We start from the raw sequence: 24,398 nt of genomic DNA on the forward strand, positions 1-24,398 counted from the left end.
TAGCCGCGCTGGGCCATGGATGGCCCTTCGCGGCGGCCCACGGAGCAATGCCTGCGTTCGGGCATGCCGAGCCTAGGCGAGGCACCGAGTGGTGGGGCAAAGCGTTTTTGGTTACTTTTGGCGCTCTCTTCCAAAAGTGACCCGCCGTAAGGGCGGAACCCTAAGTAGCCGTTACCGCAGAAACGGATATTCACACCAACCATACTTCTACTTGTCCATCAATTGTTACTGTTAGGGCCGGATATTGAGGACCCGAAACGACTTGAAGACGTGTTGGAAAGTTTCAGGAAGACAACGCAGCGCGCTTACGACTGGCCGCCGCCGTCACCGCATAACCCAACAACGCCGCCAGTATCGAACCAGTGAGAATCCCCATCCGGTCCATGCCCGCATAGTCGCTGACACCCGGCTCAAACGCGAGGGAGCCAACGAACAGGCTCATGGTGAACCCGATACCGCACAGGATCGCCACCCCCAATACCTGGCCCCAGTTAGCGCCAAGGGGCAGGCTGGCGATGCCGATTTTCACCGCCAGCCAGGTCAGGCCGAAGACGCCGACGGTCTTGCCCAGCAACAGGCCAATGGCGATACCCATTGGCACATGATGGGTGAAGCTTTCGACGGTGACGCCGCTCAGGGACAAGCCGGCGTTGGCGAAGGCGAACAGCGGCAGGATGCCATAGGCCACCCAGGGATGCAGGGCATGTTCCAGGGTTAGCAGCGGCGAAGTCTCGGCGTTTTTCGTGCGCAGCGGGATGCAGAACGCCAGGGTCACCCCGGCCAGGGTGGCATGGACACCGCTCTTGAGCACGCAGACCCACAGAATCAGGCCGACAACCATGTAGGGTCCGAGCTTGACCACGCCCATCCGGTTCATCGCCACCAGGGCGGCGATGCAGGTTGCCGCCAGTATGAGCGACAGGCTGGACAGGGCGCCGGAGTAAAAGATCGCGATGATGATAATGGCGCCCAGGTCGTCGATGATCGCCAGGGTCATCAGGAACAGCTTGAGCGACACCGGCACCCGCTTGCCCAGCAAGGCCAGCACGCCGAGGGCGAACGCGATGTCGGTGGCCGTCGGAATCGCCCAGCCGGCGAGGGCGGCCGGGTTGTCGCGGTTGAGGAACCAGTAGATCAGCGCCGGCACGACCATGCCGCCAATCGCCGCCGCACCCGGCAGGACGATTTGCGAGGGTTTGGACAGTTGCCCATCGAGTACCTCACGTTTGACTTCGAGGCCGATGAGCAGAAAGAACATCGCCATCAGGCCGTCGTTGATCCACAACAACAGCGGTTTGGCGATCTTTAGCGCCCCGACCTGGGCCACTACCGGCGTGTCCAGCAAGCCGTTGTACAACCAGGAGAGCGGCGAATTATTGATGGCCAGGGCCAACACGGCGGCGGCGATCAACAGCAGGCCGCTGGCCGCTTCCAGTTGGAAGAAACGCGTCAAGGAATTACGTAGAGGCATGATCGCTCTCCCTATCGAATCAAAAAGATGGCACACCCTAACCCGTACTGTTAGTTGTTAAAACAAAAGTTATATTCTTTTTTGTTATATGTCGTTACGACGCGTGCGCCGCACAGTCGGGCAGTTGCGGCGCATATTGGACCTTAGCTGTACCTGTGCGTGATGTCGGTTTTTTCCTAAGCTTGCGCCTGGTTTTTCCGAGACCACGTCGCGCCTGCATGACCGCCAGGTTTCCCCGCGTCGAACCGAGCCAGTGAGAGGACACCATGAACGACCACCGCCAGTGGGCGCGCGAAGCGATTCGCATCATTGAGGCTGACTTCCAGCGCAGTGCCGATACACATCTGATTCCCCTGCCGCTGCCAGGCCTGCCGGGAATCGAGCTGTATTTCAAGGATGAGTCCAGTCATCCCACCGGCAGTCTCAAGCATCGGCTGGCTCGTTCGCTGTTTCTTTACGCGTTGTGTAACGGCTGGCTCAAGCCCGGTGCGCCGGTGATAGAGGCTTCCAGCGGCTCGACAGCCATTTCGGAAGCGTACTTTGCAAGGCTGCTCGGCCTGCCCTTTATCGCGGTGATGCCGGCGACCACTTCCCGGGAAAAAATCGCACAGATCGCTTTCTACGGTGGCCAGAGCCATCTGGTGGACGACCCTACGCAGATCTACGCCGAATCCGAGCGCCTGGCCCGTGAGCATGATGGGCACTTCATCGACCAGTTCACCTACGCCGAGCGCGCCACGGACTGGCGGGCCAATAACAACATTGCCGAGTCGATCTTCCAGCAGATGCGCTTTGAGCGGCACCCGGAGCCGAGCTGGTTGATTTCAAGCCCCGGCACCGGGGGCACCACCGCCACCCTGGGGCGCTACGTCCGTTATCGCCAGCACGGCACTCGCGTGCTGTGTGCCGACGCCGAGCGTTCGGTGTTCTTCGATTATTACTGCAGCGGCGATGCCAGCCTGCGTCTGGATTGCGGCTCACGCATCGAGGGCATTGGCCGGCCACGGGTCGAGGCGTCGTTTTTGCCCAAAGTCATCGATGCAATGGTCAAGGTCCCGGACGCCTTGTCACTGGCGGCCATGCACTACCTGGCCCAGCGCTTGGGGCGACGGGTCGGCGGATCCAGCGGTACCAACCTGATCGGCGCGCTGATCGCCGCGAGGCAGATGGTTGAGGCGGGGGAGTCAGGGTCGATCGTGGCGATTCTGTGTGACGGCGGCGAACGCTATGCCACGACCTATTACGATCCGGCGTGGCTCAAGGCCCAAGGCTATGAGTTGAGTGGGCTGATAGACGCCGTGGCGGCGAGTGTGGAGCGAGGGGTGGCGCTGCCGGAGAGCGTGTTGCGAGCGAATATCTGAAACGTGAAAAACCTGAGACCCCTTGTGGGAGCGAGCTTGCTCGCGATAACGGTGGATCAGTCAACATCTGTGTTGAATGCCAGTCCGCCATCGCGAGCAAGCTCGCTCCCACCGGGTAATGCTGTTTACTTGGGCCTGTGGCTCTTGAGTGAACAGCATTGTCCCCTCAGGCCTCGAGACCGAGGATATCCCGCGCTACGGCCTCGGCAATCCGGATCCCGTCCACCCCCGCCGACAGGATCCCCCCGGCATAACCGGCGCCTTCACCGGCCGGGAACAGGCCCTTGACGTTCAGGCTCTGCAGCGATTCGTTGCGGGTAATGCGCAGTGGCGACGAGGTGCGGGTTTCGATGCCGGTCAGCACGGCGTCGTGCAGCGAGTAACCGCGAATCTGTTTCTCGAACGCTGGCAGGGCCTCGCGGATGGCTTCGATGGCAAAGTCCGGCAGGGCCAGGGCCAAGTCGCCCAGGGATACCCCTGGTTTGTAGGAAGGTTCGACGCTGCCCAGTGCCGTAGACGGTTTGCCGGCAATGAAGTCGCCCACCAACTGCGCCGGGGCTTCATAGTTACTGCCGCCGAGGACGAAGGCGTGAGATTCCAGGCGTTCCTGCAACTCGATGCCGGCAAGCGGGCCACCCGGATAATCCACTTCCGGAGTGATCCCGACGACGATGCCGGAGTTGGCGTTGCGCTCGTTGCGTGAATACTGGCTCATGCCGTTGGTCACGACGCGGTTCGGCTCGGACGTCGCGGCTACCACGGTGCCGCCCGGGCACATGCAGAAACTGTACACCGAACGACCATTCTTGGCGTGGTGCACAAGTTTGTAGTCGGCGGCGCCAAGTTTCGGGTGACCGGCGTACTTGCCCAGGCGCGCGCTGTCGATCAGCGACTGCGGGTGTTCGATACGGAAACCCACCGAGAACGGCTTGGCTTCCATGTACACGCCGCGGCTGTGGAGCATGCGGAAGGTGTCCCGGGCGCTGTGGCCCAGGGCAAGGATCACATGTTTGGAATGAATCTGTTCGCCGCTGGCCAGTTCGACGCCGACCAGTTGGCCGTCCTCGATCAGCACATCCGTGACCCGCTGCTGGAAACGTACTTCGCCGCCCAGGGCACGAATCTGCTCGCGCATGGTTTCCACCACGCCTGTCAGGCGGAACGTGCCGATGTGCGGCTTGCTGACATAGAGGATTTCTTCCGGAGCCCCGGCCTTGACGAATTCGTGCAGGACCTTGCGGCCAAGGAATTTCGGGTCCTTGATCTGACTGTAGAGCTTGCCGTCGGAAAACGTCCCGGCGCCGCCTTCACCGAACTGCACGTTGGATTCGGGGTTGAGCACGCTTTTGCGCCACAGGCCCCAGGTGTCCTTGGTGCGCTGGCGCACTTCCGGGCCGCGTTCGAGGATGATCGGTTTGAAGCCCATCTGCGCCAGCAACAGGGCGGCGAAGATCCCGCACGGGCCGAAGCCGACCACGATCGGTCGCTCGCTCAGGTCGGCCGGTGCCTGGCCTACCACTTTGTAACTGATATCCGGCGCTTCGTTGACGTTACGGTCATCGGCGAACTTGCGCAGCAGGCTGGCTTCATCGCGCACCGTCAGGTCGATGGTGTAGATGAAGCACAGTTCGGAAGATTTCTTACGTGCGTCGTAGCTGCGCTTGAACAGGGTGAAGTCGAGCAGGTCATCGCTGGCGATGCCCAGGCGCTGCACGATGGCAGGACGCAGGTCTTCTTCGGGGTGGTCGATCGGCAGCTTGAGTTCGGTGATTCGTAACATGGCGGGGTCCGGTTCGCGGGGCGCACAACTGCGCCAAGGCGTTTGAAGCGGGCGATTATAAGCCGCAATCGCCGGTTCCCCTATAACGCTGTTCACTTAAAGCGGCTGTGACGCTTTCGTGGCGAGGGAGCGGGGACGGTATGCTGCCGCGGATCGATCATTCCCACGCTCCGCATGGGAATGTCGCCAGGGACGCTCCGCGTTCCGCTTCTGGACGACGTGAAGCTGCGGTGACGCCACGCAGTCAGTCGTCGCGCGCGCCGCCGAAGTAGGCGCAGCCGCGTTGGACCTGGCCGTTGACCCGCAACTCGGCGCTCATGTGTTGCACGCTGTTGCTGACACTGTCGACACAACGCGCAGGTGTGACCCAGAGTTCGACTTTCTGGCCGTTGGCCTCGGTGCCCAGGTTGAAGCGGCCATCGCCCAATTGCTCCTCGACGTAAGGCACCGCCAGCGGCGGCTGGCCTTCGCGGTCCAGCACCAGGCCCTTGCCACTGGCCTTGAGGGTCCATTCCGGGCTGTGTCCTGCGGCGCGCAGGATCACTCGTTTGAAGTCAATGTCTTCGCAAGCCGTTCCCGAGCGTTCCAGGCGATACAGCTGTTCAACGTCCAACTGACTGTCGGTGCCGGCCGCTGCGCTGGAGACGATGCGACCGCGCACATCGGCAAACAGTTTGCCCTGGTCATCGGCCAGGCTGGCGGCCTGCTGCAGCACGCTGGTGCCGCCGCTGTCGTTGACGATGTAGCGGCGCTGTTCCTGGCATGGCTGGAACACCAGTTTGCCATCAGCTGCGGTGAGCTCACCCTGCATGCGAGTCTGGCCCGCATGGGACGCGCTCTGCCGTGGGGCTTCGAGCAATTGGCAGCCGGTGAAGATGGAGAGGAGGGCGACAAGCAACAGGGAACGGGCGGCACGCATCATTGGGTCTCCAGACAAGTGCCGCCACGTTACTCAGACTGATTCTACAGCACAAGCCATCAGGCAAACCTGGCGGGCCAGCAAGGTCTTCGCGGTTACATTGCGAATCATACCGATGGCCTGGGCAGGGGGCGGATGCAGTAGGCTTCGCGGGTTCCTGGCCTAGGGGTGGCATATGAAAAAGACACAGCGATTCATGTTCATAACCTTGGGGATGACCGCGGCGTTGCAATGCATGGCGGCTGATATCCATTTTTCGTCCGCTTCGGATTTCACGGAAATCGATTTGAATCTCAAGCGTGCGGATGGCATCGACCTGAGAAACGTGACGTTGAAGGTGGCGCTTGCCCCCGACGCCCAGCGCCGCATGGCAAGGGTTACTCGAGAGGAAATGAACAAGCCCCTGCGCTTGTACATCAATGGTGTGTTGGTCAGTACCGCGACAATCAAAGGGGTGATTGAAAGTCCCGAGGTCGTGATAGGCGTGCCGCGTGAGGTCGCCTCTTCATTGATACCCACATTGCTCGAGCCGTCGGCGCCCTGATGAAATCAGGCGCGCCTGCGGGCGTCCGTTTCTCAACCCACGTGATAGGTCTGGCCGGTCTGCAGGCCTTCGACGCTCTTGGCGTAGGCCAATGCAACATCGACGGCCGGCACCGGCTTGTAGCCCCGGAAGTAAGGTGCGTACTTGTCCATGGCCTCCACCAGCACGTTCGGGCTGACCGAATTGACCCGCAGCCCCCGGGGCAACTCGATGGCCGCGGCGCGCACGAAACTGTCCAGGGCGCCGTTGACCAGGGCCGCCGAAGCACCGCTCTTGATCGGGTCGTGGCTGAGTACGCCGGTGGTGAAAGTGAAGGAGGCACCGTCGTTGGCGAATTCACGACCGATCAGCAGCAGGTTGACCTGGCCCATCAGCTTGTCTTTCAAGCCCAGGGCAAAACTGTCTTCGGTCATGTCAGCCAGGGGCGCAAAGGTGACGTTGCCAGCGGCGCAGACCAGGGCATCAAAACGGCCAGTCTTCTCGAACAGGGCGCGAATCGAGGTGCTGTCGCTGATATCGACCTGCAGTTCACCGCTGTGGCGGCCGATCCGAATGATTTCGTGGCGCGGCGACAGTTCGTTATCGATGGCCGAGCCGATGGTGCCGTTGGCGCCGATCAACAGGATTTTCATGAGCTGTTCCTCAATGGGTTGAATGAGTTTTCAGTCTAGAGGGGTTCTTTCCATGGATAATCATGCTAATAGGCAACCTTTGGTTTTCAATTGGAAACAATCCAATGAGCGAAATGGATGACCTGGCGGCGTTTGCCGTATTGATGGAGGCCGGCAGTTTCACCCTGGCGGCCCAGCAGTTGGGGTGCAGCAAGGGCCAGTTGTCCAAGCGCATCAGCCTGCTGGAGAAGCGGTTTTCGGTGGTGTTGCTGCAACGCACCACGCGGCGCTTGAGCCTGACGGCGGCAGGGGCGGCGTTGCTGCCCCAGGCTCAGGCGTTGCTGGTGCAGGTGGAAAGGGCCCGTCAGGCATTGGCTCGGTTGAAGGACGATATTTCCGGGCCGGTGCGTATGACGGTGCCGGTTTCGTTGGGCGAAACGTTCTTCGAAGGCTTGCTGATGGAGTTCGCTCGTACGTATCCCAACGTGCAGATCGAGCTGGAGCTCAACAACGGTTACCGTGACCTGAGCCGCGATGGCTTCGACCTGGCGATCCGTTCCGACGCCGCCATCGATGAGCGATTGGTGGCCCGGCCACTGCTGGCGTGGCACGAAATGACCTGCGCCAGCCCGGCCTACCTCGAACACTATGGCGAACCCGAGACGCCCCAGGCCCTGGCCGAACACCGTTGCCTGCTCAATAGCCATTACAGCGGGCGGGAAGAATGGCTGTATCACCAGCAACACGAACTGCTGCGGGTCCGAGTGTCGGGGCCGTTCGCCAGTAATCACTACAGCCTGCTGAAAAAAGCCGCCCTGGCCGGTGCCGGAATCGCCCGTCTGCCGTCGTATCTGCTGCATGAAGAGTTGGCTGACGGACGCCTGCATTGGCTGCTGCGCGATTACCAGACCCGGCGCATGCCAATGTACCTGGTGCATCCCTACCAGGGCGGCCTGCCCAAGCGCACCCAGGTGCTGGCCGACTATTTGATCGACTGGTTCAAGCGCAGTGGCGAGGCGTTGGATCGGCTGCAGCGATAGTCCATCCGTTGGACAACCCCTGTGGGTGGCTTGGATGTTTCGACCTGTCCAGATCCCCTGTGGGATCTGTAAGAGGATCTGTGTTCAGCCGTGGGTGTAACGCTTGGCTATCAAGTGATCGATCGACAACACCCCAGGCCCACGGGCCATCAGGTAGAGCAATACCGCCGCCCAGGTACCATGGGTCGGGTAGGCGTCCGGGTAGACGAACAGTTGGATGGTCAAGGTCATGCCCAGCAAGGCCAGCGCTGAAAAGCGCGTCGCCAGGCCAAGCAGGATCAGCAACGGAAATACATGCTCGGCAGAGGCCGCCAAGTGCGCAGCCAGTTCCGGCGACAGCAGCGGCAGGGCGTATTCGCTTTTGAACAGGGGAATGGTCGAGTCCGCCAGCCGCGGCAGACCGACCTGGAAGGTGCCGTCGACCAGGTCGATGGCCAATCCTTCGATTTTGGTCTGGCCAGATTTCCAGAACACCGCGGCAATCGAGAATCGCGCGATGAAGGCGATCAGGCTGTGGGGGATTTTCTCCAGCCATTGAATGAAACCGGCAATCAGGGCGTTCATGGGGATACCTGTTCAGCTAGGAGGTGAGTGATAGCGCTGTGACGAATGAGCCCCGCCAGGGTCGGTTCCAGGTCGAGGTCGATTGAGGCTTCAATGGCAGCGGCCAGGGACAGCCCCTGTTGCAGGGCGGTGATGAACCCGTGGGCCGCGTGATTGATCGCGAACACTTGCACCTCGAGGCCGTTGCGCAGCACCAAGGCGTTTTGCGCAGAAAACGCCTCGAACGGCACGGGTGTCTCGTGCTGATGGGCGGCCCAGATCGTCACCACGGCGAAGGGCGAGTGCAGCAGCCGCAGTGACGGGTGCAGACCGATCTTCAGGTGCTTTGTCTGTGTGGCGGATGACAGCACCTCGACGATCCGTTCTGCGGCCATGGGCTCGGCGTCGGCGGCATGCCAGGCCTGCACGTGCAGTCGCTCCAGTCGGGCGACATCCGCCAGGTACGGTACGCAGGCGGCGGGTTCGAAGCGTTCGATGAAGCCGGCGAAATCATCCCCGTAGTCGTTCATCACCGGGCTTCGCGGTGGCGCCGACTGGACGTAGACCCCAGCCATGCCTCGGAAAAATTCCTCGCCCACCAGTTGCGCCACCACCGGGTAATTGTCGGCCAGGGCGTTGATCAATGAGCTGAGCACGTTGTTGCGGTACACCGCGAAGCGACTCTGCGGGTCGGCGCCATTGGCGCTGAGCAGGCCGGAGGGGCAAGCCTTGCGCGGGTCGAGCAGGGCGGCGGCGAATGTGCACTGGTCGCTCATGATCGGGCTCCAACGGCATTTAAAAGCTGATCGGCCTGGCGCGCTTCGGCCAGCAGCACTTCCCATGGGGGGATGTGGTTGTCGCGCTCGATCAAGGTGGCTACCGGCCCGGTCTGCGCCAGAACCTTGAGGTACAGTTGCCAGACTGCGTTATCGATTGGCGCGCCGTGGTCGTCTATCAACAGGCGCTCGCCAAGGCTGTCGGTGTCTTCGGCAAAACCGGCCAGGTGGATTTCGCCGGTCGCTTGCAGGGGCAGGGCGTCGAGGTAGGCCAGTGGATCGCGGCAGTGGTTGACGCACGAAACGTAGACGTTGTTCACATCCAGCAGCAGGCCGCAGCCGGTGCGACGAATGACTTCGCTCATGAAGTGCGGCTCGTCGAGTGTCGAGGCTTCGAATGCCAGATAGGTCGCCGGATTCTCCAGCAGCAGCGTACGTTTGAGGCTGGATTGCACCTGGTCGACGTGTTCGCAGACGCGGTCGAGGGTCGCTTCGTCGTAGGCCAGGGGGAGCAGGTCATTGAGGAACACCGGGCCGTGGCTGGACCAGGCCAGGTGTTCGGAAAAGGATTGGGGCTGATAGCGGTCGATCAATGCAGCCAGGCGCTGCAAATGCGCGATATCCAGCGGCCCCTCCCCACCGATCGACAGGCCGACACCGTGCAGCGACAGCGGGTACTGTTCGCGTATCCGCCCCAGGAAGTGATGAAGCGGCCCGCCGGCCACCATGTAGTTTTCCGCGTGCACTTCGAAAAAGCCCAGGTCCGGTCGGGCCTGGAGTATCTCGCGAAAATGCTCGCTCTTGAGCCCCAGCCCTGCCCTTGGCGGCAGCCGGTTATCAGTGGCGAGGGATGGGGTATTCAACATGGTGGCAGAGGCCTCAGGCAGATGCGATCAGGACTTGGCTTTGAACGCTTCAAGCTGGCCGAAACCAGTCGGGGAGGTTTCGCTTTTGGTGGTGGTGCAAGTGCCTTTGGGGACCGATTTCCAGGCGTTGCCCTGATAGTCCATTTTTGCCGTACCGGCGCAGGTGGTGCCGGCGCCGGCGGCGCAGTCGTTCTTGCCTTTGAGGGCAACGCCGAAGCATTTTTCCATGGTGTCGTCGGCTGCGTGGACGGTCGAGACGGCTGTCATGCTCAGGGCAGAACCCAGGGCCAGGATCAGGGCGGTGGCGGACAGGGTGCGGGTCGAAGCAGTCATGATGATTCTCCAGTCATTCAGGGAAATGAACCGGCGTCAGCGCCGGTCTGCTGTACTAGAGAAGGGAGGTGGGGGAGTGTTACAGCGGCTGTAGAATTTTTTTCGGTTGTCCCCAAAACTGTGGCGAGGGAGCTTGCTCCCGCTCGGTTGCGCAGCGACCGTAAAATCTTGGGGCCGCTGCGCGACCCAGCGGGAGCAAGCTCCCTCGCCACAGGGGATTGCGGCTGGCCCGGGCGAAAAAAAACGGCCCGAAGGCCGTTTTTTTACTGCGACAGACTCAACCGCCCAGGTACGCCTCACGCACTTTCGGGTCGGTCAGCAGGGCCTCACCGGTGCCTTGCATCACCACGCGACCGTTTTCCAGCACGTACGCCCGGTCGGCGATTTTCAGCGCCTGGTTGGCGTTCTGCTCCACCAGGAACACCGTTACGCCGTCCTTGCGCAGTTGTTCGATGATGTCGAAGATCTGCTGGATGATGATCGGTGCCAGACCCAGGGACGGTTCGTCGAGCAGCAGCAGCTTGGGTTTGCTCATCAGCGCACGACCGATGGCGAGCATTTGCTGTTCACCGCCGGACATGGTGCCGCCGCGCTGGGTGAAGCGTTCTTTCAGGCGTGGGAAAAGGTGCAGGACCTTGTCCATCTGTTCCTGATAGTCGCCCTTGTCGGTGAAGAATCCGCCCATGGCGAGGTTTTCTTCCACCGTCAGCCGGGCAAATACCCGACGACCTTCCGGCACCACCGCGATGCTCTTGCGCATGATGTGCGACGAGTCCTGGCCCACCAGTTCCTCACCCATGTAGCGGATGCTGCCGCTGTGGGCCTGGGGCGAACCGCAGAGCGTCATCAGCAGGGTGGATTTGCCGGCACCGTTGGCACCGATCAGCGTGACGATTTCGCCCTGGCGGACTTCGACGTTGACGCTGTGCAAGGCCTGGATCTTGCCGTAGAAGGTGGAAACGTTTTCGAATTGCAGCATTTACGCTTCCCCCAGGTAGGCTTTGATCACTTCAGGATTGTCGCGGATCTGTTCCGGCGTACCGTCGGCCAGGGGCGTGCCCTGGTTGATCACGACGATGTGGTCGGAAATGCTCATGACCAGCTTCATGTCGTGCTCGATCAGCAGCACGGTGACGTTGTGCTCTTCACGCAGCACGCCGATCAGGGCTTTCAGGTCTTCGGTTTCCTTGGGGTTCAGGCCGGCGGCCGGCTCGTCGAGCATGAGGATCCGCGGACGGGTCATCATGCAGCGGGCGATTTCCAGGCGCCGTTGCTGACCGTAGGCCAGGGTGCCGGCGGGACGGTTGGCAAACTCGGTGAGGTTGACCTTGTCCAGCCAGTACTCGGCGTACTCCATGGCCTCGCGTTCGCTTTTGCGGAACGCCGGGGTCTTGAACAGGCCGGCAAAGAAGTTGGTGTTCAAATGACGATGTTGGGCGATCAGTAGGTTCTCGACCGCCGTCATGTCCTTGAACAGCCGCACGTTCTGGAAGGTGCGTACCACACCCTTGCGGGCGATGTGGTGGCCGGGCAGGCCCTGGATCGGCTCGCCGTCCAGCAGGATGGTGCCGCCGGTGGGCTGGTAGAAGCCGGTCAGGCAGTTGAACACGGTGGTCTTGCCCGCGCCGTTCGGCCCGATCAGGGCAACCACTTGCTTCTCTTTCACGGTCAGGGCCACGCCGTTGACCGCCAGCAAACCGCCGAAGCGCATGCTCAAGTTTTCGACTTTCAGGATCTCGCGGCTCATTTGCGCAGCTCCATGTGGGGGCGTTGCATAGGCAGCAGACCTTGAGGACGCCAGATCATCATCAGCACCATCAGGGCACCGAACATCAACATGCGGTATTCGCTGAATTCACGCATCATTTCAGGCAGCAGGATCATCACGATGGCCGCCAGGATCACGCCCAACTGCGAGCCCATCCCACCCAGCACCACGATGGCGAGGATGATCGCCGACTCGATGAAGGTGAAGGATTCCGGCGTCACCAGGCCCTGGCGGGCGGCGAAGAAACTGCCGGCAAAACCGGCGAACGCAGCGCCGAGGGTAAACGCCGACAGTTTGATCACGGTTGGGTTGAGACCCAGGGCGCGGCAAGCGATTTCGTCTTCACGCAGTGCCTCCCAGGCGCGACCGATCGGCATGCGCAGCAGCCGGTTGATGACGAACAGCGCGGCCAGGGCCAGCAACAGGGCAACCAGGTAGAGGAAAATCACCTTGTTGATCGAGTTGTATTCCAGGCCGAAGTACTCGTGGAAGGTTTGCAGGCCTTCGGCGGCTTTACGTTCGAAGGTCAGGCCGAAGAACGTCGGTTTCTCGATGTTGCTGATGCCGTTCGGGCCACCGGTGATGTCGGTCAGGTTGCGCAGGAACAGACGGATGATCTCGCCAAAACCCAGGGTCACGATGGCCAGGTAGTCACCGCGCAAGCGCAGGACCGGGAACCCCAGCAGGAAACCGAAGGTGGCGGCCATCATCCCGGCGATCGGCAGGCAGATCCAGAAGCTCAGGCCGAAGTAGTGGGACAGCAGCGCATAGCTGTAGGCACCGACGGCGTAGAAGCCGACATAACCCAGGTCCAGCAGGCCGGCCAGGCCTACCACGATGTTCAGGCCAAGGCCGAGCATCACGTAGATCAGGATCAGCGTGGCGATGTCCACCGCGCCACGGGAGCCGAAGAACGGCCACACCAGTGCGCCAACGATCAGGGCCAGGACGATCCAGCGCTGGGTGGTCGGCAGGGTCAGGAAGTTGCTGGCCTTGGCCGGGATCACCGGCAGGCCGGGCGACGACTTCCACATGGCGCTGATCTGTGTGCTGAACAGCACCCGCAGGAACATCAGCAGCGAACACACGGCGATGGTCGCCAGGATGGCCGGGCTGGTGCCGTGCACTTCCAGGTTGATACCGACGATGGTCAGTTTAAGACCCAGTACCGGGTAGGCCACGGCCCAGACCAGCAGGGCGCTGAAGAGCGCCGATTTGAGATGCCTAGTCATACTTTCTCAACCTCCGGACGGCCCAGGATGCCGGTCGGCCGGAATAACAGAACCAGAACCAACAAGCCGAATGCCACGACGTCCTTGTACTGGTCGCCGAAGATGTCGGCGCCAAAGGCTTCCGCCACGCCCAGTACCAGCCCGCCGAGCATCGCGCCGGGAATGCTGCCGATGCCGCCCAGTACCGCGGCGGTGAAGGCTTTCAGGCCGACGAGGAAGCCGGCGTTGGGGTTGATCACGCCGTATTGCATGCTCAACAGCACCGCGGCGATGGCCGCCAGGGCCGCACCGATGACGAAGGTCAGGGCGATGATGTTGTTGGTGTTGATGCCCAGCAGGTTGGCCATCTTGATGTCCTCGGCACAGGCGCGACAGGCGCGGCCCAGGCGGGAACGGGAGATGAACAGCGTCAGGCCGAGCATGGCGACCAGGGTCACCACGAACACCACGATTTGCATGTAGGAAATCAGCACTTCATGTGCCCCACCTGGCCCGATGGCAAAGTTGCCGGGAATCAGGTTGGGTATGGATTTGTCCTTGGAGTCTTGCGAAAGCAGTACCGTGTTCTGCAGGAAGATCGACATGCCGATGGCGGAAATCAACGGGATCAGACGGTTGCTGCCGCGCAGGGGGCGGTAGGCGATCCGTTCGATGCTGTAGCCATAGGAGCTGGTGACGACGATGCTCGCGATGAAAGCCGCGGTCATCAACAGCGGGACACTGTCGAGTCCCATCATGGCCAGCCCGGCGATGGCGATGAACGCCACGTAGGAGCCGATCATGTACACCTCGCCGTGGGCGAAGTTGATCATTCCAATGATGCCGTAGACCATCGTATAGCCGATGGCGATCAGGGCATACGTGCTGCCAACGGTCAGGCCGTTAACCAGCTGCTGGAAGAAGTGATAGATGTCAGGCATTACAGCGCTCCTAAAAACCTGATACGCATTTCACTGGTGGAGTCATTTTCCCGCCCGGCCCCGTGGATCTGCATCCACTTCGAGCACGAGGTTTGCCAGCGAACCGCTGATGACGGTTTTGAGATTTTCAGGTGGGGAGACTGGCGGATCACGCCAGCGCGGCCCAATACATTTAAAACAAAGCCCACGGCACGCCGTGGGCTTTATTGGCAGTCAGTCAGGCCAGGCCTTACTGAGGCGAAGCTTCGGTTTTAGGTTTGCCGAAATGCCACTCGTAGACCACGAACTTGAAGTCCTTCAGGTCGCCCTTCGCGTCGAAGCTCAGGTCACCGGTTGGGGTCTTGAAGGTGCCGGCATGGATGGCTTCAGCCACTTTGGCCGCGTCTTCACTCTTGGCGGCCTTGATGGCGTCGGCGATCACGGTCACTGCAGAGTAGGACGGGAACACGAACGGACCGCTTGGGTCTTCTTTCTTGGCCTTGAACGCGTCAGCCAGGGCGACGTTGGCAGGGTCCTGGTCGAAAGATTTCGGCAGGGTTACCAGCAAGCCTTCGGAAGATTCCTTGGCGATCTGCGAGATGGAGTCGTTACCCACGCCTTCCGGACCCATGAACTTGGCTTTCAGGCCTTTTTCCTGGGATTGACGCAGGATCAGGCCCAGTTCCGGGTGGTAGCCGCCGTAGTAGACGAAGTCGACGTTGGCTTGCTTGAGCTTGGCGATCATCGAGGAGAAGTCTTTGTCGCCGGCGTTCACGCCTTCGAAGACGGCCACTTTCACGCCTTTGTCTTCGAGGGTTTTCTTCACGGCGCTGGCGATGCCTTCACCGTACTGCTGCTTGTCGTGCAGGACCGCAACGATCTTCGGCTTGACGTGGTCGGCGATGTAGTTGCCGGCCGCAGGGCCTTGGGCGCTGTCCAGGCCGATGGTGCGGAAGATCATCTTGTAGCCGCGAGCGGTGATGTCCGGGCTGGTAGCGGCCGGGGTGATCATGACCACGCCTTCGTCTTCATAGATGTCCGAAGCCGGCTGGGTGGAGCTGGAGCACAGGTGGCCGACCACGAACTTGATGCCGTCGTTGACGACTTTGTTCGCGACCGCGACCGCTTGTTTTGGATCGCAGGCGTCATCGTACTCAACGGCGACGAGTTGCTTGCCGTTGACGCCACCCTTGGCGTTGATCTGCTCGATGGCCATTTTGGAGCCACTGAATTGCATGTCGCCGTATTGGGCTACAGGGCCGGTTTTTGGGCCGGCGATGCCGATCTTGATGGTGTCGGCGGCGAACGAATGGCTGGCAACCCCGGCCAGAACCATAGCGGCAAACAGTTTGGAAATCTGCTTAGTAGCCTTAGTCATAGTGCTCCACTCATGCTGTTGTAGTTTTTATAGTCCTGGCGCCGTAGCAGCAGAACCGGGTCAGATATCTTGGATACCCTCGCGGAAAATGCCCCCGGCAACTGTACCGGTACAGTGTAGAGCGCCGATTGTTGGCAAGGGAAGCTGGCGCTTGGGGGCAAAACCTGAGGGTGTCGCTTAATTGAAAGAAAAAGACAGAATGGCGGCGGGGTTTGTCCGGTCATATCGGCAATCCTTGGCTTTCCTGCGCTTTTCAATCGGTACTGCAATTGCTACCGGGTTTTTCTGCCAGACCACCGACGTTATCATTCGCGCCGATTTCTTTTCCGGACAGGTCCCATGAATCAAGAACCTAGCACCCTCTATGCCAAGCTGCTTGGTGAAACCGCATCCATCACCTGGAAAGAGCTGGAGCCGTTCTTTGCCAAGGGTGCCCTATTGTGGGTCGATCCGGCACTGGATTTGATCGCCGCCGCCGAGGCCGTCGCCCGGGACGAAGGTACTAAAGTCGCCGCCTGGCTGGCCGCCGACCAGCTCGCCAAGCTGTCTGAAACGCGGGCGCTGGATTTTCTGGAACGCGATCCGCAGCTTTGGGCGGTGGTGGTTTCGCCCTGGATTATGATCCAGGAAAGGGCATCGAACTGATCAATGCACCAGGTTGGTTCGTGTTCGGGTAAGCAATAAAGTGTGTAGGTGAGTAGCGTGATGGCTTCCTGCCGTGGCGAAACGCCACATGGCAGGGTGACGTATACGTAACGGGAACAGTTCATAGAGCAGCCTTTGGGCTGCTCAATTGTTTCTGGATGTTGTCCCAGTGTGTGTTCAAGGCCGCCTTCGCGAGCAGGCTCGCCCCCACAGTGGGCCGCATTCCTTCTGAAAAAACGCGGTTCCATGTGGGAACGAGCCTGCTCGCGAAAGGCGCGACGCAGTGCTGCGCCTGGCCTCAGTAAGTCCTGCCAGTATGGTTATTCAAGGAAATGACCTTGGTCTTGCCAATGCGGTGACGGTAGATCTCGCGCAGGTACTTGATGGCCTTTTTCACGCAGTCGCGGGACAGGCGGATATCGTTGATCGAGACGAACTTGTCCTTGTCACTGATCAGCTCGCGGTACTTCTTCTCGTACATCGGCTTGATCGCGTACCAGTTGGTGTCGAGGATCTTCGCCGGGTTTTCGAATTCGTTGAGCAGGTCGTCGATCCGTTCTTCGTCGAAATCTTCATTGATGATGAAGTCCAGGATCGAGTTGTCCAGGGTGTCGTCGAAGCGGTATGGCGTGCGGGCGAAGCAACGTTTGATGAAGGCCACGATCAGGGTCAGGAAATCATCCGACAGGCACGGGCTCTTGGCGATCAGGGTGGTCAACGACAGGTTGGCCGACGCGCCGATCACCAACGCGTAACGCTTGAGGGTGGTGTTGGGGAACAGGCTGTTGAGGTGGGTCTTGAGCCGGTTCAGGTCCATGTAGGACAGCTTGTAGTCCTTGGGCAGGGAGACGATGGACACCACCGACGAGCAATTCTTGAAGAAGTGCAGGTCATGCAGGGCCGCGGCGTCGTAGCCGGAATTCTTGTACTGCTCCAGCGAGGCGCGGTAGCGCTTGGATTCGATCGGCAGCAGGCTGATGCCTTCGATGGCCTGGGTGACTTTGTTGAAGTGCGGCAGGTCGATGGAGCGGAAGAACAGGTCGTCGATGTTCAGGCGCGGCGGTTCTTTCTCGAACACCTTGAACTTGTCGCCGCTGGGCGCCGGGGTTTCCGGGACGACGGATTCGGCGTAGGCAATCGCCACCGGGCCGGCCAGGCTCATGAACAGGTCGTTGGCGTCCAGGCGAATGGTTTCGCCGATGTCGATGCCGGCACGACGGAAATAGTTCTGGTCGTAGTCGGTGGTCACGGCCTGGGCCGTCAGGATGTTGAAGATCTGCTGGGAGATGTACTGGTTGGCGTGCTTCTCCATGGCATTGACGTCAATGTTCTGGATGTTGCCGTCATCGCTTTCTTCGGCGTAGCGCATGATGTCGTTGGAGATCAGCATCATCGCGTTCCAGGGGCGGATACGCCCCATCACGCTGGCTTCGCTGCTGTCTTCATTGGCGAAGTTGTACGAGAAATCCCATTCTTCCGACAGGTACTTGCACAGCAGGCGCCCGGCGTTGATGTGCAAAGCCTCGGACATTTCGCTACGGTGATCGGAGATGTTCGGCAGCACGCAGATGCCGCTGGTGAAGATCGGCTCGAAGACGAAGGAATGACCGCTTTTGCTGTCGTGTTCGTCCATCGGCTTGGTGTCGAACGTCTTGTTCATGTACGAGTACTGCTGGGCCAGGCCGAATTCCGAGGCCATGCCCGAGCCGGTACCGCCGCCGGCACTGAAGATCGAGAAGTACAGGCGCGACTGGTTGGCCTTGATGCCGCAGCTGTCGATCAGGTACGAGTGGATCATTTTCCAGTCGGGGCTGGAGAAGCGCTGGGTGTCCTTGTTCAGGATGATCTTGGCCAGGTATTGGCCCAGGATCGGCGCGTTACCGGCGCCACCGGCGTGGACTTCCGAGAGGTCCATGATTTTCATCTTGCTGTAGTCGCGCAAAAAGCCGCTTTTCTCACCCTTGCGCGAGAAACGGATGCGCCCGGCGATGTCCTTGTCCAGGTCGCCGAGCATCACCAGCGGTTCCACCAGGAACACCGGTTTGCTGGCCTTGCTGGTGCCCAGGCGCAGATTGTTGCGGATCCACTGCGCGGGGCTGTAGCCCTTGTCGCTGTAGGCCTTGTCTTCAGCATTGAATTCGTTGAGGTAGAACTTGCGGGCGTTGTACACCAGCTCCGCCACGTCGAGGGCGATGTTGGAGCCGCAGCGGCCCAGGCCGATCAGGCAGACCGAGGGGAACTCCTGCTGAGTGCGGTCGCTCTCGTCCTCTACCAGATGGGGCGGTCGTGGGAACACCGCGTCGCGCAGGCCGTCGAGGTTGTCGAGGATGCGGTCGGTGTTGGTTTCGGTGAAATACAGATACTGCTGAGTCGACAGGGGACGCGAGCTGCTCGATGGTTTCGAGGCTTCAGGGCCATTGGCGGCTGGGCTCAGGGTCAGATCGGATACCGCAGTGGCTGTTTTTTTGGAAGTCATTGTGCGCCATTTGCCTGAACTGGTTGGCTCGACGAGCGCTGTCATCGAACCATCGCGGATGGGAGCTCGCGTCCTGGATGGCGCGAAGGTCGGCCCCGAGCGTCCAGGGCTATAGCCTGGGGGGCAGCTCGAGAGATTCTTTCCTGATAGGTTGAATCGGCCACCGGCAGACGATCTTTAATCAAGAATGGGCGAAATGATGGCAATTGTTACAGGAAATTGACCGTTATCAAGAAACGCGCCGCTTGCCATGGGTGGGTATCAGCCTTGCGAATGATTGGAGACAGCCCGCGCGCCGCTGTCTAGATTGCAGATTCCGCTAATGCTCCATAACAATAAAAGAGACGGACCCATGCAGAACTCGACCCAAGCGGCGAATGCCTGGCGCATTCTGTTCCTGTTGTTTTTGGCCAACCTGTTCAACTTCTTCGACCGCACCATCCCGGCGATCATCATCGAGCCGATCCGCATGGAGTGGAGTCTCAGCGACTTCCAGATCGGCATCATCGGCACCGCTTTCACCATCGTCTACGCCATTGCCGGGTTGCCATTGGGACGCTTGGCCGATACCGGTTCGCGCAGCAAGTTGATGGGCTGGGGCCTGGCGACCTGGAGCGCGCTGACGGCGGTCAACGGCCTGGTGGGCAGTTTCTGGGCGTTCCTGGTGGTGCGCATGGGCGTCGGGATCGGCGAGGCGAGTTATGCCCCAGCGGCCAACTCACTGATTGGCGATCTGTTCCCGGCCCATCGCCGGGCGCGGGCCATGGGCATCTTCATGCTGGGCCTGCCGATTGGCTTGCTGCTGGCGTTCTTCACCATCGGGGCGATGGTCAAGGCGTTCGACAGTTGGCGCGCGCCGTTCTTTATCGCGGCTGTGCCAGGCTTGGTGCTGGCGCTATTCATGTTCTTCATCAAGGAACCCAAGCGCGGCGCGGCGGAAACCGTGCAGGTGTCCCAGGAAAAGATCGACCGGCCGATCCGTCGGGTGCTGGCGATTCCCACGTTCCTGTGGTTGGTGTTGGCTGGGTTGTGCTTCAACTTCGCCACCTATGCCTGCAACTCCTTCCTGGTGCCGATGCTGCAACGCTATTTCCTGATGCCGTTGCACGAGGCGGCGGTGGCCACCGGGATCATGGTGGGCGTGACGGGGTTGTTCGGGCTCACCCTGGGCGGCTGGGTCGCGGACAAGATCCACCAGCGCGTGCCCAACGGCCGCCTGCTGTTTGCAGCGTTCAGCCTGGCGATTTCGACGGTCACCACAGCATGGGCCCTGCATGCCGGGCGCATTGAAATCGGCGTGTTCGTGGCGGTGTTCAGCGTGGGTTGGCTGTTTGCCTATAACTTCTACACCTGCGTCTACACCGCGATCCAGGACGTGGTGGAGCCGCGCCTGCGCGCCACGGCGATGGCGTTGTACTTTGCGGGGCTGTATTTGCTTGGCGGCGGCCTGGGGCCGGTGGTGGTGGGCGGCTTGTCCGACTACTTCGCCCGCACGGCCATGGCCGCAGCCGGAGTCGACCAGATGACAGAAGCGTTCAAGGCCATCGGCCTGCATGACGCGATGTACCTGATCCCGGTGGCGCTGTTCCTGACCATGGTGTTCCTGTTCCTGGCGTCACGTTGTTTTGTGCGCGATGCCAAGCGGATGAAGGAGGGGATGAGTGTGGTGGTGGTGCCGGGAAGTGTGGCGGCGACGGTTTGACTAAAGCCATACACCGTTCCCCTGTGGCGAGGGAGCTTGCTCCCGCTGGGGCGCGAAGCGGCCCTCTACTGTACCGGCGGACACTGAATTTTTGGGTCTGCTGCGCAGCCCAGCGGGAGCAAGCTCCCTCGCCACAGGGTTCTGTGTTGAACCACGGGGCTGGTTCGATCACAGGCCTGTGGGGCTGCGGCTCTATCTGCCTAGTGAACCTTATCCTCTCGCCCACGCAGCAGTTGATTGGGCATCACCACCGCCGCCGCCAGCCCCAGCAACGACACCGCCGCGCTGATCACCAGCAAATGGCGGAACGTCGCCTGCAATTCCTGGCGCAAGGCGTTCTGCGCCTCGCCCGGGGCGGCGTTCAGGCCGTCCAGCAAGACGCTGCCGGAATGCCCTTCACCGATCAACGACGAGCTGGCGAGCTGGGCGAAGCTGGAATTATGCAGCAAGGCCAGCAGCAACGCTGACATCAGTGCCACGCCCACCGCGCCGCCAAGGGCGCGGAACAGGTTGGTGGTGCTGGTGGCGACGCCGATGTCCTGTTGGTGTACGGCGTTCTGCGCACCCACCAGTGACGTGGGAAACTGCATGCCGGAGGCGATGCCGCTGAGCAGCATGAACAGGCTGCTCAGCCAGAGCGCGGCGGGCGGGGTGAAGGCCATGCCGAGGATAGCGAACGGGAAGAGCAGGGCGCCGCCCAGGATCATCGGCTTGTAGCGCCCCGTGACCGAGGTCCGGCGTCCGGCGAAATACGCGCCGACCGGCAGCCCTATCGCCAGCGGCAACAAGTGCAACGCCGCACCGTCGGCACCGGCGCCGGTCACGCTCTGGAAGCGCAACGGCACCAGCACCGTCAGGGAAATCGCCTGGAAGCTGGTGAAGAACACCGTACACCAGCACAGCACCGCATCGCGGTTGGCGAACAGGTGCATCGGCAACAACGGCTCCCGCGCCCGGCGCTCGTGCCAGGCGAACACCCCCAGCGCTGCGCCTGCGCAACCCAGCAACCCCAACACTTCACGGCTGTGCCAGGCATGACCCTGGCCGACCTGGGTAATCCCCAGCAGCAGCGCCGTCAGGCCGATGATCAGCAACACGGTGCCCAGGTAATCAATGATCGGCGTGCGTTGCGGCAACGGCAGCCCGACCAGGCTGCGTCGGGCGACCCACCAGGCCACCAGGCCCAGCGGCAGGTTGATCCAGAACACCCAGCGCCACGACAGGTACTCGGTCATGTAGCCGCCGAGCACCGGCCCGGCCACGCTGGCCACCGCGTACATGCTGCTGAAATAACCCTGGTAGCGACCGCGTTCGCGGGGCGGGATGATGTCGCCGATGATCGCCTGGCTCACCGAAATCATCCCGCCGGCGCCGATGCCCTGGAAAATCCGCGCCAGCACCAATTGCTCCATGTCTTGTGCCAGGCCGCAGAACAGCGAGGCCAGGGTGAACAAGCCCATGCCGAACAGCATCAGCGGCCGGCGACCGTAGAGGTCACCGAGCTTGCCGTAGATCGGCACCGCCACGGTCATGGCGACCATGTAGCCGGAAATCACCCAGGCCAGCAGGCTGACGTCGGCAAACTGTGCGGAGATGGCCGGCATCGAGACGGCGACGATGGTCTGGTCCAGCGCCCCCAGGAAAATCGCCAGCATCAGGGCTACCAGCACGCTGTGGATGGCCGGTTTTGGGGCTTGGAGCGTATTGAACCGAGTCAAGGCAGAACCTGCGGGCATCGCGCCGGAGAGGCAAAATGGACGAAACCCGCAGTTTAAGTCGATAGGCGACTATTCGATAGCCTCGTAAGGAAGTCCGACGTAATTTTCCGCGATGGTTTTTCGGCCGGCCTCGGAGTCGACGAAATACTCCAGCTCCGCTTCGCTGATACGCTGGTTGAAGGCGTCGTCGTCAAAGCGGTGCAGCATCGAGGTCATCCACCAGGAGAACCGTTCGGCTTTCCAGACGCGCCGCAGGCAGATGGCCGAATACTTCTGCAGCAGATCCACACGGCCGTCGCGATAGACCTTGAGCAGGATGTTGAACAGCGTGCTGACATCGCTGGCCGCCAGGTTCAGCCCTTTGGCGCCAGTGGGCGGGACGATGTGGGCCGCATCGCCCACCAGGAACATCCGCCCATACTGCATCGGCTCGACCACGAAGCTGCGCAGCGGGGCGATGCTTTTCTCGATGGACGGGCCGGTCACCAGGGCTGCGGCCAGGTCGGCGGGCAGGCGGTTTTTCAGTTCGCCCCAGAAACGCTCGTCCGGCCAGTCGGTCACTTGTTCCTCGGCGGGCACTTGCAGGTAATAACGGGTGCGGGTCTTGGAGCGCATGCTGCACAAGGCAAAACCGCGCGCGTGGCGAGCGTAGACCAGTTCTTCGTGGACCGGCGGGGTATCGGCCAGCACGCCGAGCCAGCCAAACGGGTAGACGCGTTCGAAGACCTTGAGTTTATCCGCAGGAATGGACTGTCGCGCCACACCGTGGAAACCGTCGCAACCGGCAATGTAATCGCAGTCCAGGCGCCAGGTTTCTCCTTCATGCTCGAAGGTCACGAAAGGGGTTTGGGTTTGCATGTCGTGGGGTTGGGCGTTGCTGGCCAGGTACAGGGTCCGGGCGCCGGCGGCTTCGCGGGCGGCCATCAAGTCACGGGTCACTTCGGTCTGACCGTAGACCATGACGTTTTTACCACCGGTCAGGCCCTTGAGATCGATGTGCACCCGTCGATCGTTGAGCACCAGTTCAAAACCATCATGGGGCAGGCCTTCGGCGTCCATGCGCTGGCCAACGCCGGCCTGGCGCAGCAGTTCGACCATACCTTGCTCCAGCACGCCGGCGCGGATGCGGCTCAGTACGTATTCCGGGGGCTGGCGTTCGAGGATGACAGTGTCGATCCCGGCGTTGTGCAGCAACTGGCCGAGTAGCAGGCCAGAGGGGCCGGCACCGATAATAGCGACTTGGGTCTTGAGGGTTTTCATTGTTGTTATGACTCGCACGAAGCACGCGACCAGGGTCGGTGTTGATTATTAGAAATCGAGTGCCTACATTTTTCGCTTGCGGACCTGTCAGTTGAAGGGGAAAACTGAGCCGATACCTGTTCTTTTTGCCAATTGGTGCGATTATCGCCCGCAACCCCAGGCCCGGATCCACGTTATGAAAAAACCTGACCTGCCTTCGATCCCGGTGTTCAAGCTCTATGGCGAGAGCCAGGAATGGCCGACGCCGGACTTGTTGCACTGCGAGACCATCTCCAAGCGCAGCCGCGAGCATCAATGGGAAATCAAGCCCCATCGCCATGCCGATCTGTGCCAGTTGTTGTTTGTCTTCAAGGGCCAGGCGGAACTGGAAATCGAGGGTCGGCGTACGCTACTCACCGAGCCAGCCGTGCAGATCCTGCCGCCGCTGTCGGTCCATGGTTTTCGTTTTTCCGAGGATGTGGAAGGTTACGTGGTGACCCTGGCAGCGCCGCTGGTCACGCACCTGCAAGCGCAACTGGGGCATTCGGTCAACGTCCTGGCCCAGGCCGAAAGCTACCCCGCCCTCGAGAATGCCGAGTACCTCAACAGCCTGTTCAGCGCCTTGCAGAATGAATACGTGGGGCATCAACCGGCGCGGGAAATGCTGATGCATGCGCTGGTCAGCGTGATCATGGTCTGGGTCAGCCGCCAGGTGATGCAGCGACACACCCAGGCCCAGCGCCCGCAACGGGCCCGGGAATACCTCAATGGCTTCATCCAGTTGGTGGAAGAAACCTATCGCGAGCACGTCAAGGTCGAAGACCTGGCCCACCGCTTGGGCATTTCCGTGTCGCACCTCAACGGCACCTGCCGGGAACTGGCGGGGCAACCGGCGCTGCAGATCATGCATGAGCGCCAGTTGCTGGAAGCCAAGCGCCTGCTGACCTACACCGGCATGACCATCTACGAGATTTCCGAAATGCTCGGGTTTTCCGATCCGACCAACTTCACCCGGCTGTTTCGCCGACGCGTCGGCATCTCGCCCAAGACGTTCCGGGACCGGCTCAAGACCGATCAACAGGACGACTGACCACGCC

At 61.1% G+C, this 24,398-nt stretch carries 22 protein-coding genes; 6 read left to right on the forward strand and 16 right to left on the reverse strand.

Features of this window, described 5'->3' with window-relative positions; all coding sequences use genetic code 11:
- Positions 1-283: 283 nt before the first annotated feature.
- A complete protein-coding gene (gene nhaA, locus BM300_RS19815) occupies positions 284-1,471 on the reverse strand; it encodes a Na+/H+ antiporter NhaA (RefSeq protein ID WP_092223190.1) in 1,188 nt (395 codons plus the stop codon).
- Positions 1,472-1,737: 266 nt separating this feature from the next.
- Between nhaA and BM300_RS19820 the strand changes: the two genes are divergently transcribed.
- A complete protein-coding gene (locus BM300_RS19820; protein WP_092223188.1) occupies positions 1,738-2,832 on the forward strand; it encodes a PLP-dependent cysteine synthase family protein in 1,095 nt (364 codons plus the stop codon).
- A gap of 166 nt (positions 2,833-2,998) precedes the next feature.
- Here the strand turns inward: BM300_RS19820 and BM300_RS19825 are convergent, their stop codons facing one another.
- Both BM300_RS19825 and BM300_RS19830 read right to left on the reverse strand, forming a co-directional pair.
- Entirely contained in the window at positions 2,999-4,612 is a 1,614-nt protein-coding gene (locus BM300_RS19825) for an NAD(P)/FAD-dependent oxidoreductase (protein WP_092223186.1), read from the reverse strand.
- Between the two features lie 244 nt (positions 4,613-4,856).
- Positions 4,857-5,531, reverse strand: a complete 675-nt coding sequence (locus tag BM300_RS19830; protein WP_092144308.1) for a COG3650 family protein — start codon at positions 5,529-5,531, stop codon at positions 4,857-4,859.
- Positions 5,532-5,706: 175 nt separating this feature from the next.
- Here BM300_RS19830 and BM300_RS19835 point away from each other — a divergent pair, with 175 nt between their 5' ends.
- A complete protein-coding gene (locus BM300_RS19835) occupies positions 5,707-6,075 on the forward strand; it encodes a hypothetical protein (protein ID WP_092144195.1) in 369 nt (122 codons plus the stop codon).
- Positions 6,076-6,107: 32 nt separating this feature from the next.
- Here BM300_RS19835 and BM300_RS19840 read toward each other — a convergent pair whose 3' ends face one another.
- Positions 6,108-6,707: a short chain dehydrogenase gene (locus BM300_RS19840; protein ID WP_092223184.1), complete on the reverse strand. Its 600-nt coding sequence runs from the start codon at positions 6,705-6,707 to the stop codon at positions 6,108-6,110.
- 104 nt (positions 6,708-6,811) lie between these two features.
- Here BM300_RS19840 and BM300_RS19845 point away from each other — a divergent pair, with 104 nt between their 5' ends.
- Entirely contained in the window at positions 6,812-7,726 is a 915-nt protein-coding gene (locus tag BM300_RS19845) for a LysR family transcriptional regulator (protein ID WP_063322668.1), read from the forward strand.
- 84 nt (positions 7,727-7,810) lie between these two features.
- Here BM300_RS19845 and BM300_RS19850 read toward each other — a convergent pair whose 3' ends face one another.
- The 9 genes from BM300_RS19850 to BM300_RS19890 all read right to left on the reverse strand — a co-directional run bounded on the left by BM300_RS19850 (position 7,811) and on the right by BM300_RS19890 (position 15,521).
- Positions 7,811-8,290, reverse strand: coding sequence for a DoxX family protein (locus BM300_RS19850; RefSeq protein ID WP_092463751.1), 480 nt, complete (start codon positions 8,288-8,290; stop codon positions 7,811-7,813).
- A complete protein-coding gene (locus tag BM300_RS19855; RefSeq protein WP_092223180.1) occupies positions 8,287-9,045 on the reverse strand; it encodes an HvfC/BufC N-terminal domain-containing protein in 759 nt (252 codons plus the stop codon). The genes BM300_RS19850 and BM300_RS19855 overlap by 4 nt, the downstream gene beginning before the upstream one ends.
- Entirely contained in the window at positions 9,042-9,911 is an 870-nt protein-coding gene (locus tag BM300_RS19860; protein WP_092144203.1) for an MNIO family bufferin maturase, read from the reverse strand. The genes BM300_RS19855 and BM300_RS19860 overlap by 4 nt, the downstream gene beginning before the upstream one ends.
- 27 nt (positions 9,912-9,938) lie before the next feature.
- Positions 9,939-10,244, reverse strand: a complete 306-nt coding sequence (locus BM300_RS19865) for a BufA1 family periplasmic bufferin-type metallophore (RefSeq protein ID WP_063322664.1) — start codon at positions 10,242-10,244, stop codon at positions 9,939-9,941.
- A gap of 277 nt (positions 10,245-10,521) precedes the next feature.
- Complete coding sequence (locus tag BM300_RS19870) at positions 10,522-11,223, reverse strand: ABC transporter ATP-binding protein (protein ID WP_063322663.1); 702 nt, start codon at positions 11,221-11,223, stop codon at positions 10,522-10,524.
- Complete coding sequence (gene livG / locus BM300_RS19875) at positions 11,224-11,991, reverse strand: high-affinity branched-chain amino acid ABC transporter ATP-binding protein LivG (protein WP_063322662.1); 768 nt, start codon at positions 11,989-11,991, stop codon at positions 11,224-11,226. It abuts the gene before it with no gap.
- Entirely contained in the window at positions 11,988-13,244 is a 1,257-nt protein-coding gene (locus tag BM300_RS19880) for a high-affinity branched-chain amino acid ABC transporter permease LivM (RefSeq protein ID WP_063322661.1), read from the reverse strand. The genes livG and BM300_RS19880 overlap by 4 nt, the downstream gene beginning before the upstream one ends.
- Positions 13,241-14,164: a high-affinity branched-chain amino acid ABC transporter permease LivH gene (livH, locus tag BM300_RS19885; protein WP_014336891.1), complete on the reverse strand. Its 924-nt coding sequence runs from the start codon at positions 14,162-14,164 to the stop codon at positions 13,241-13,243. The genes BM300_RS19880 and livH overlap by 4 nt, the downstream gene beginning before the upstream one ends.
- A 229-nt stretch (positions 14,165-14,393) precedes the next feature.
- A complete protein-coding gene (locus BM300_RS19890; RefSeq protein WP_092223178.1) occupies positions 14,394-15,521 on the reverse strand; it encodes a branched-chain amino acid ABC transporter substrate-binding protein in 1,128 nt (375 codons plus the stop codon).
- A 339-nt stretch (positions 15,522-15,860) separates the two neighbouring features.
- On the opposite strand from BM300_RS19890, the gene BM300_RS19895 reads away from it, so the two are divergent.
- Positions 15,861-16,166: a DUF2288 domain-containing protein gene (locus tag BM300_RS19895; protein ID WP_092223176.1), complete on the forward strand. Its 306-nt coding sequence runs from the start codon at positions 15,861-15,863 to the stop codon at positions 16,164-16,166.
- Between the two features lie 298 nt (positions 16,167-16,464).
- On the opposite strand, the gene BM300_RS19900 is transcribed toward BM300_RS19895, so the two are convergent.
- On the reverse strand, positions 16,465-18,642 hold the full coding sequence (locus tag BM300_RS19900; protein ID WP_092144205.1) for a hypothetical protein: 2,178 nt from the start codon (positions 18,640-18,642) through the stop codon (positions 16,465-16,467).
- A 352-nt stretch (positions 18,643-18,994) separates the two neighbouring features.
- Here BM300_RS19900 and BM300_RS19905 point away from each other — a divergent pair, with 352 nt between their 5' ends.
- Positions 18,995-20,344, forward strand: a complete 1,350-nt coding sequence (locus BM300_RS19905; protein ID WP_092346742.1) for a spinster family MFS transporter — start codon at positions 18,995-18,997, stop codon at positions 20,342-20,344.
- A 200-nt stretch (positions 20,345-20,544) separates the two neighbouring features.
- Here the strand turns inward: BM300_RS19905 and BM300_RS19910 are convergent, their stop codons facing one another.
- A complete protein-coding gene (locus BM300_RS19910) occupies positions 20,545-22,080 on the reverse strand; it encodes an MDR family MFS transporter (protein WP_092346745.1) in 1,536 nt (511 codons plus the stop codon).
- A gap of 51 nt (positions 22,081-22,131) precedes the next feature.
- A complete protein-coding gene (gene pobA / locus BM300_RS19915) occupies positions 22,132-23,322 on the reverse strand; it encodes a 4-hydroxybenzoate 3-monooxygenase (protein ID WP_092346748.1) in 1,191 nt (396 codons plus the stop codon).
- A gap of 175 nt (positions 23,323-23,497) precedes the next feature.
- Here pobA and BM300_RS19920 point away from each other — a divergent pair, with 175 nt between their 5' ends.
- Complete coding sequence (locus BM300_RS19920) at positions 23,498-24,391, forward strand: helix-turn-helix domain-containing protein (protein ID WP_063322654.1); 894 nt, start codon at positions 23,498-23,500, stop codon at positions 24,389-24,391.
- Positions 24,392-24,398 lie beyond the last annotated feature (7 nt).

Origin of the sequence: Pseudomonas sp. NFACC46-3 (genome assembly GCF_900114515.1) — a bacterium.
GTDB lineage: Bacteria > Pseudomonadota > Gammaproteobacteria > Pseudomonadales > Pseudomonadaceae > Aquipseudomonas > Aquipseudomonas fluorescens_Q.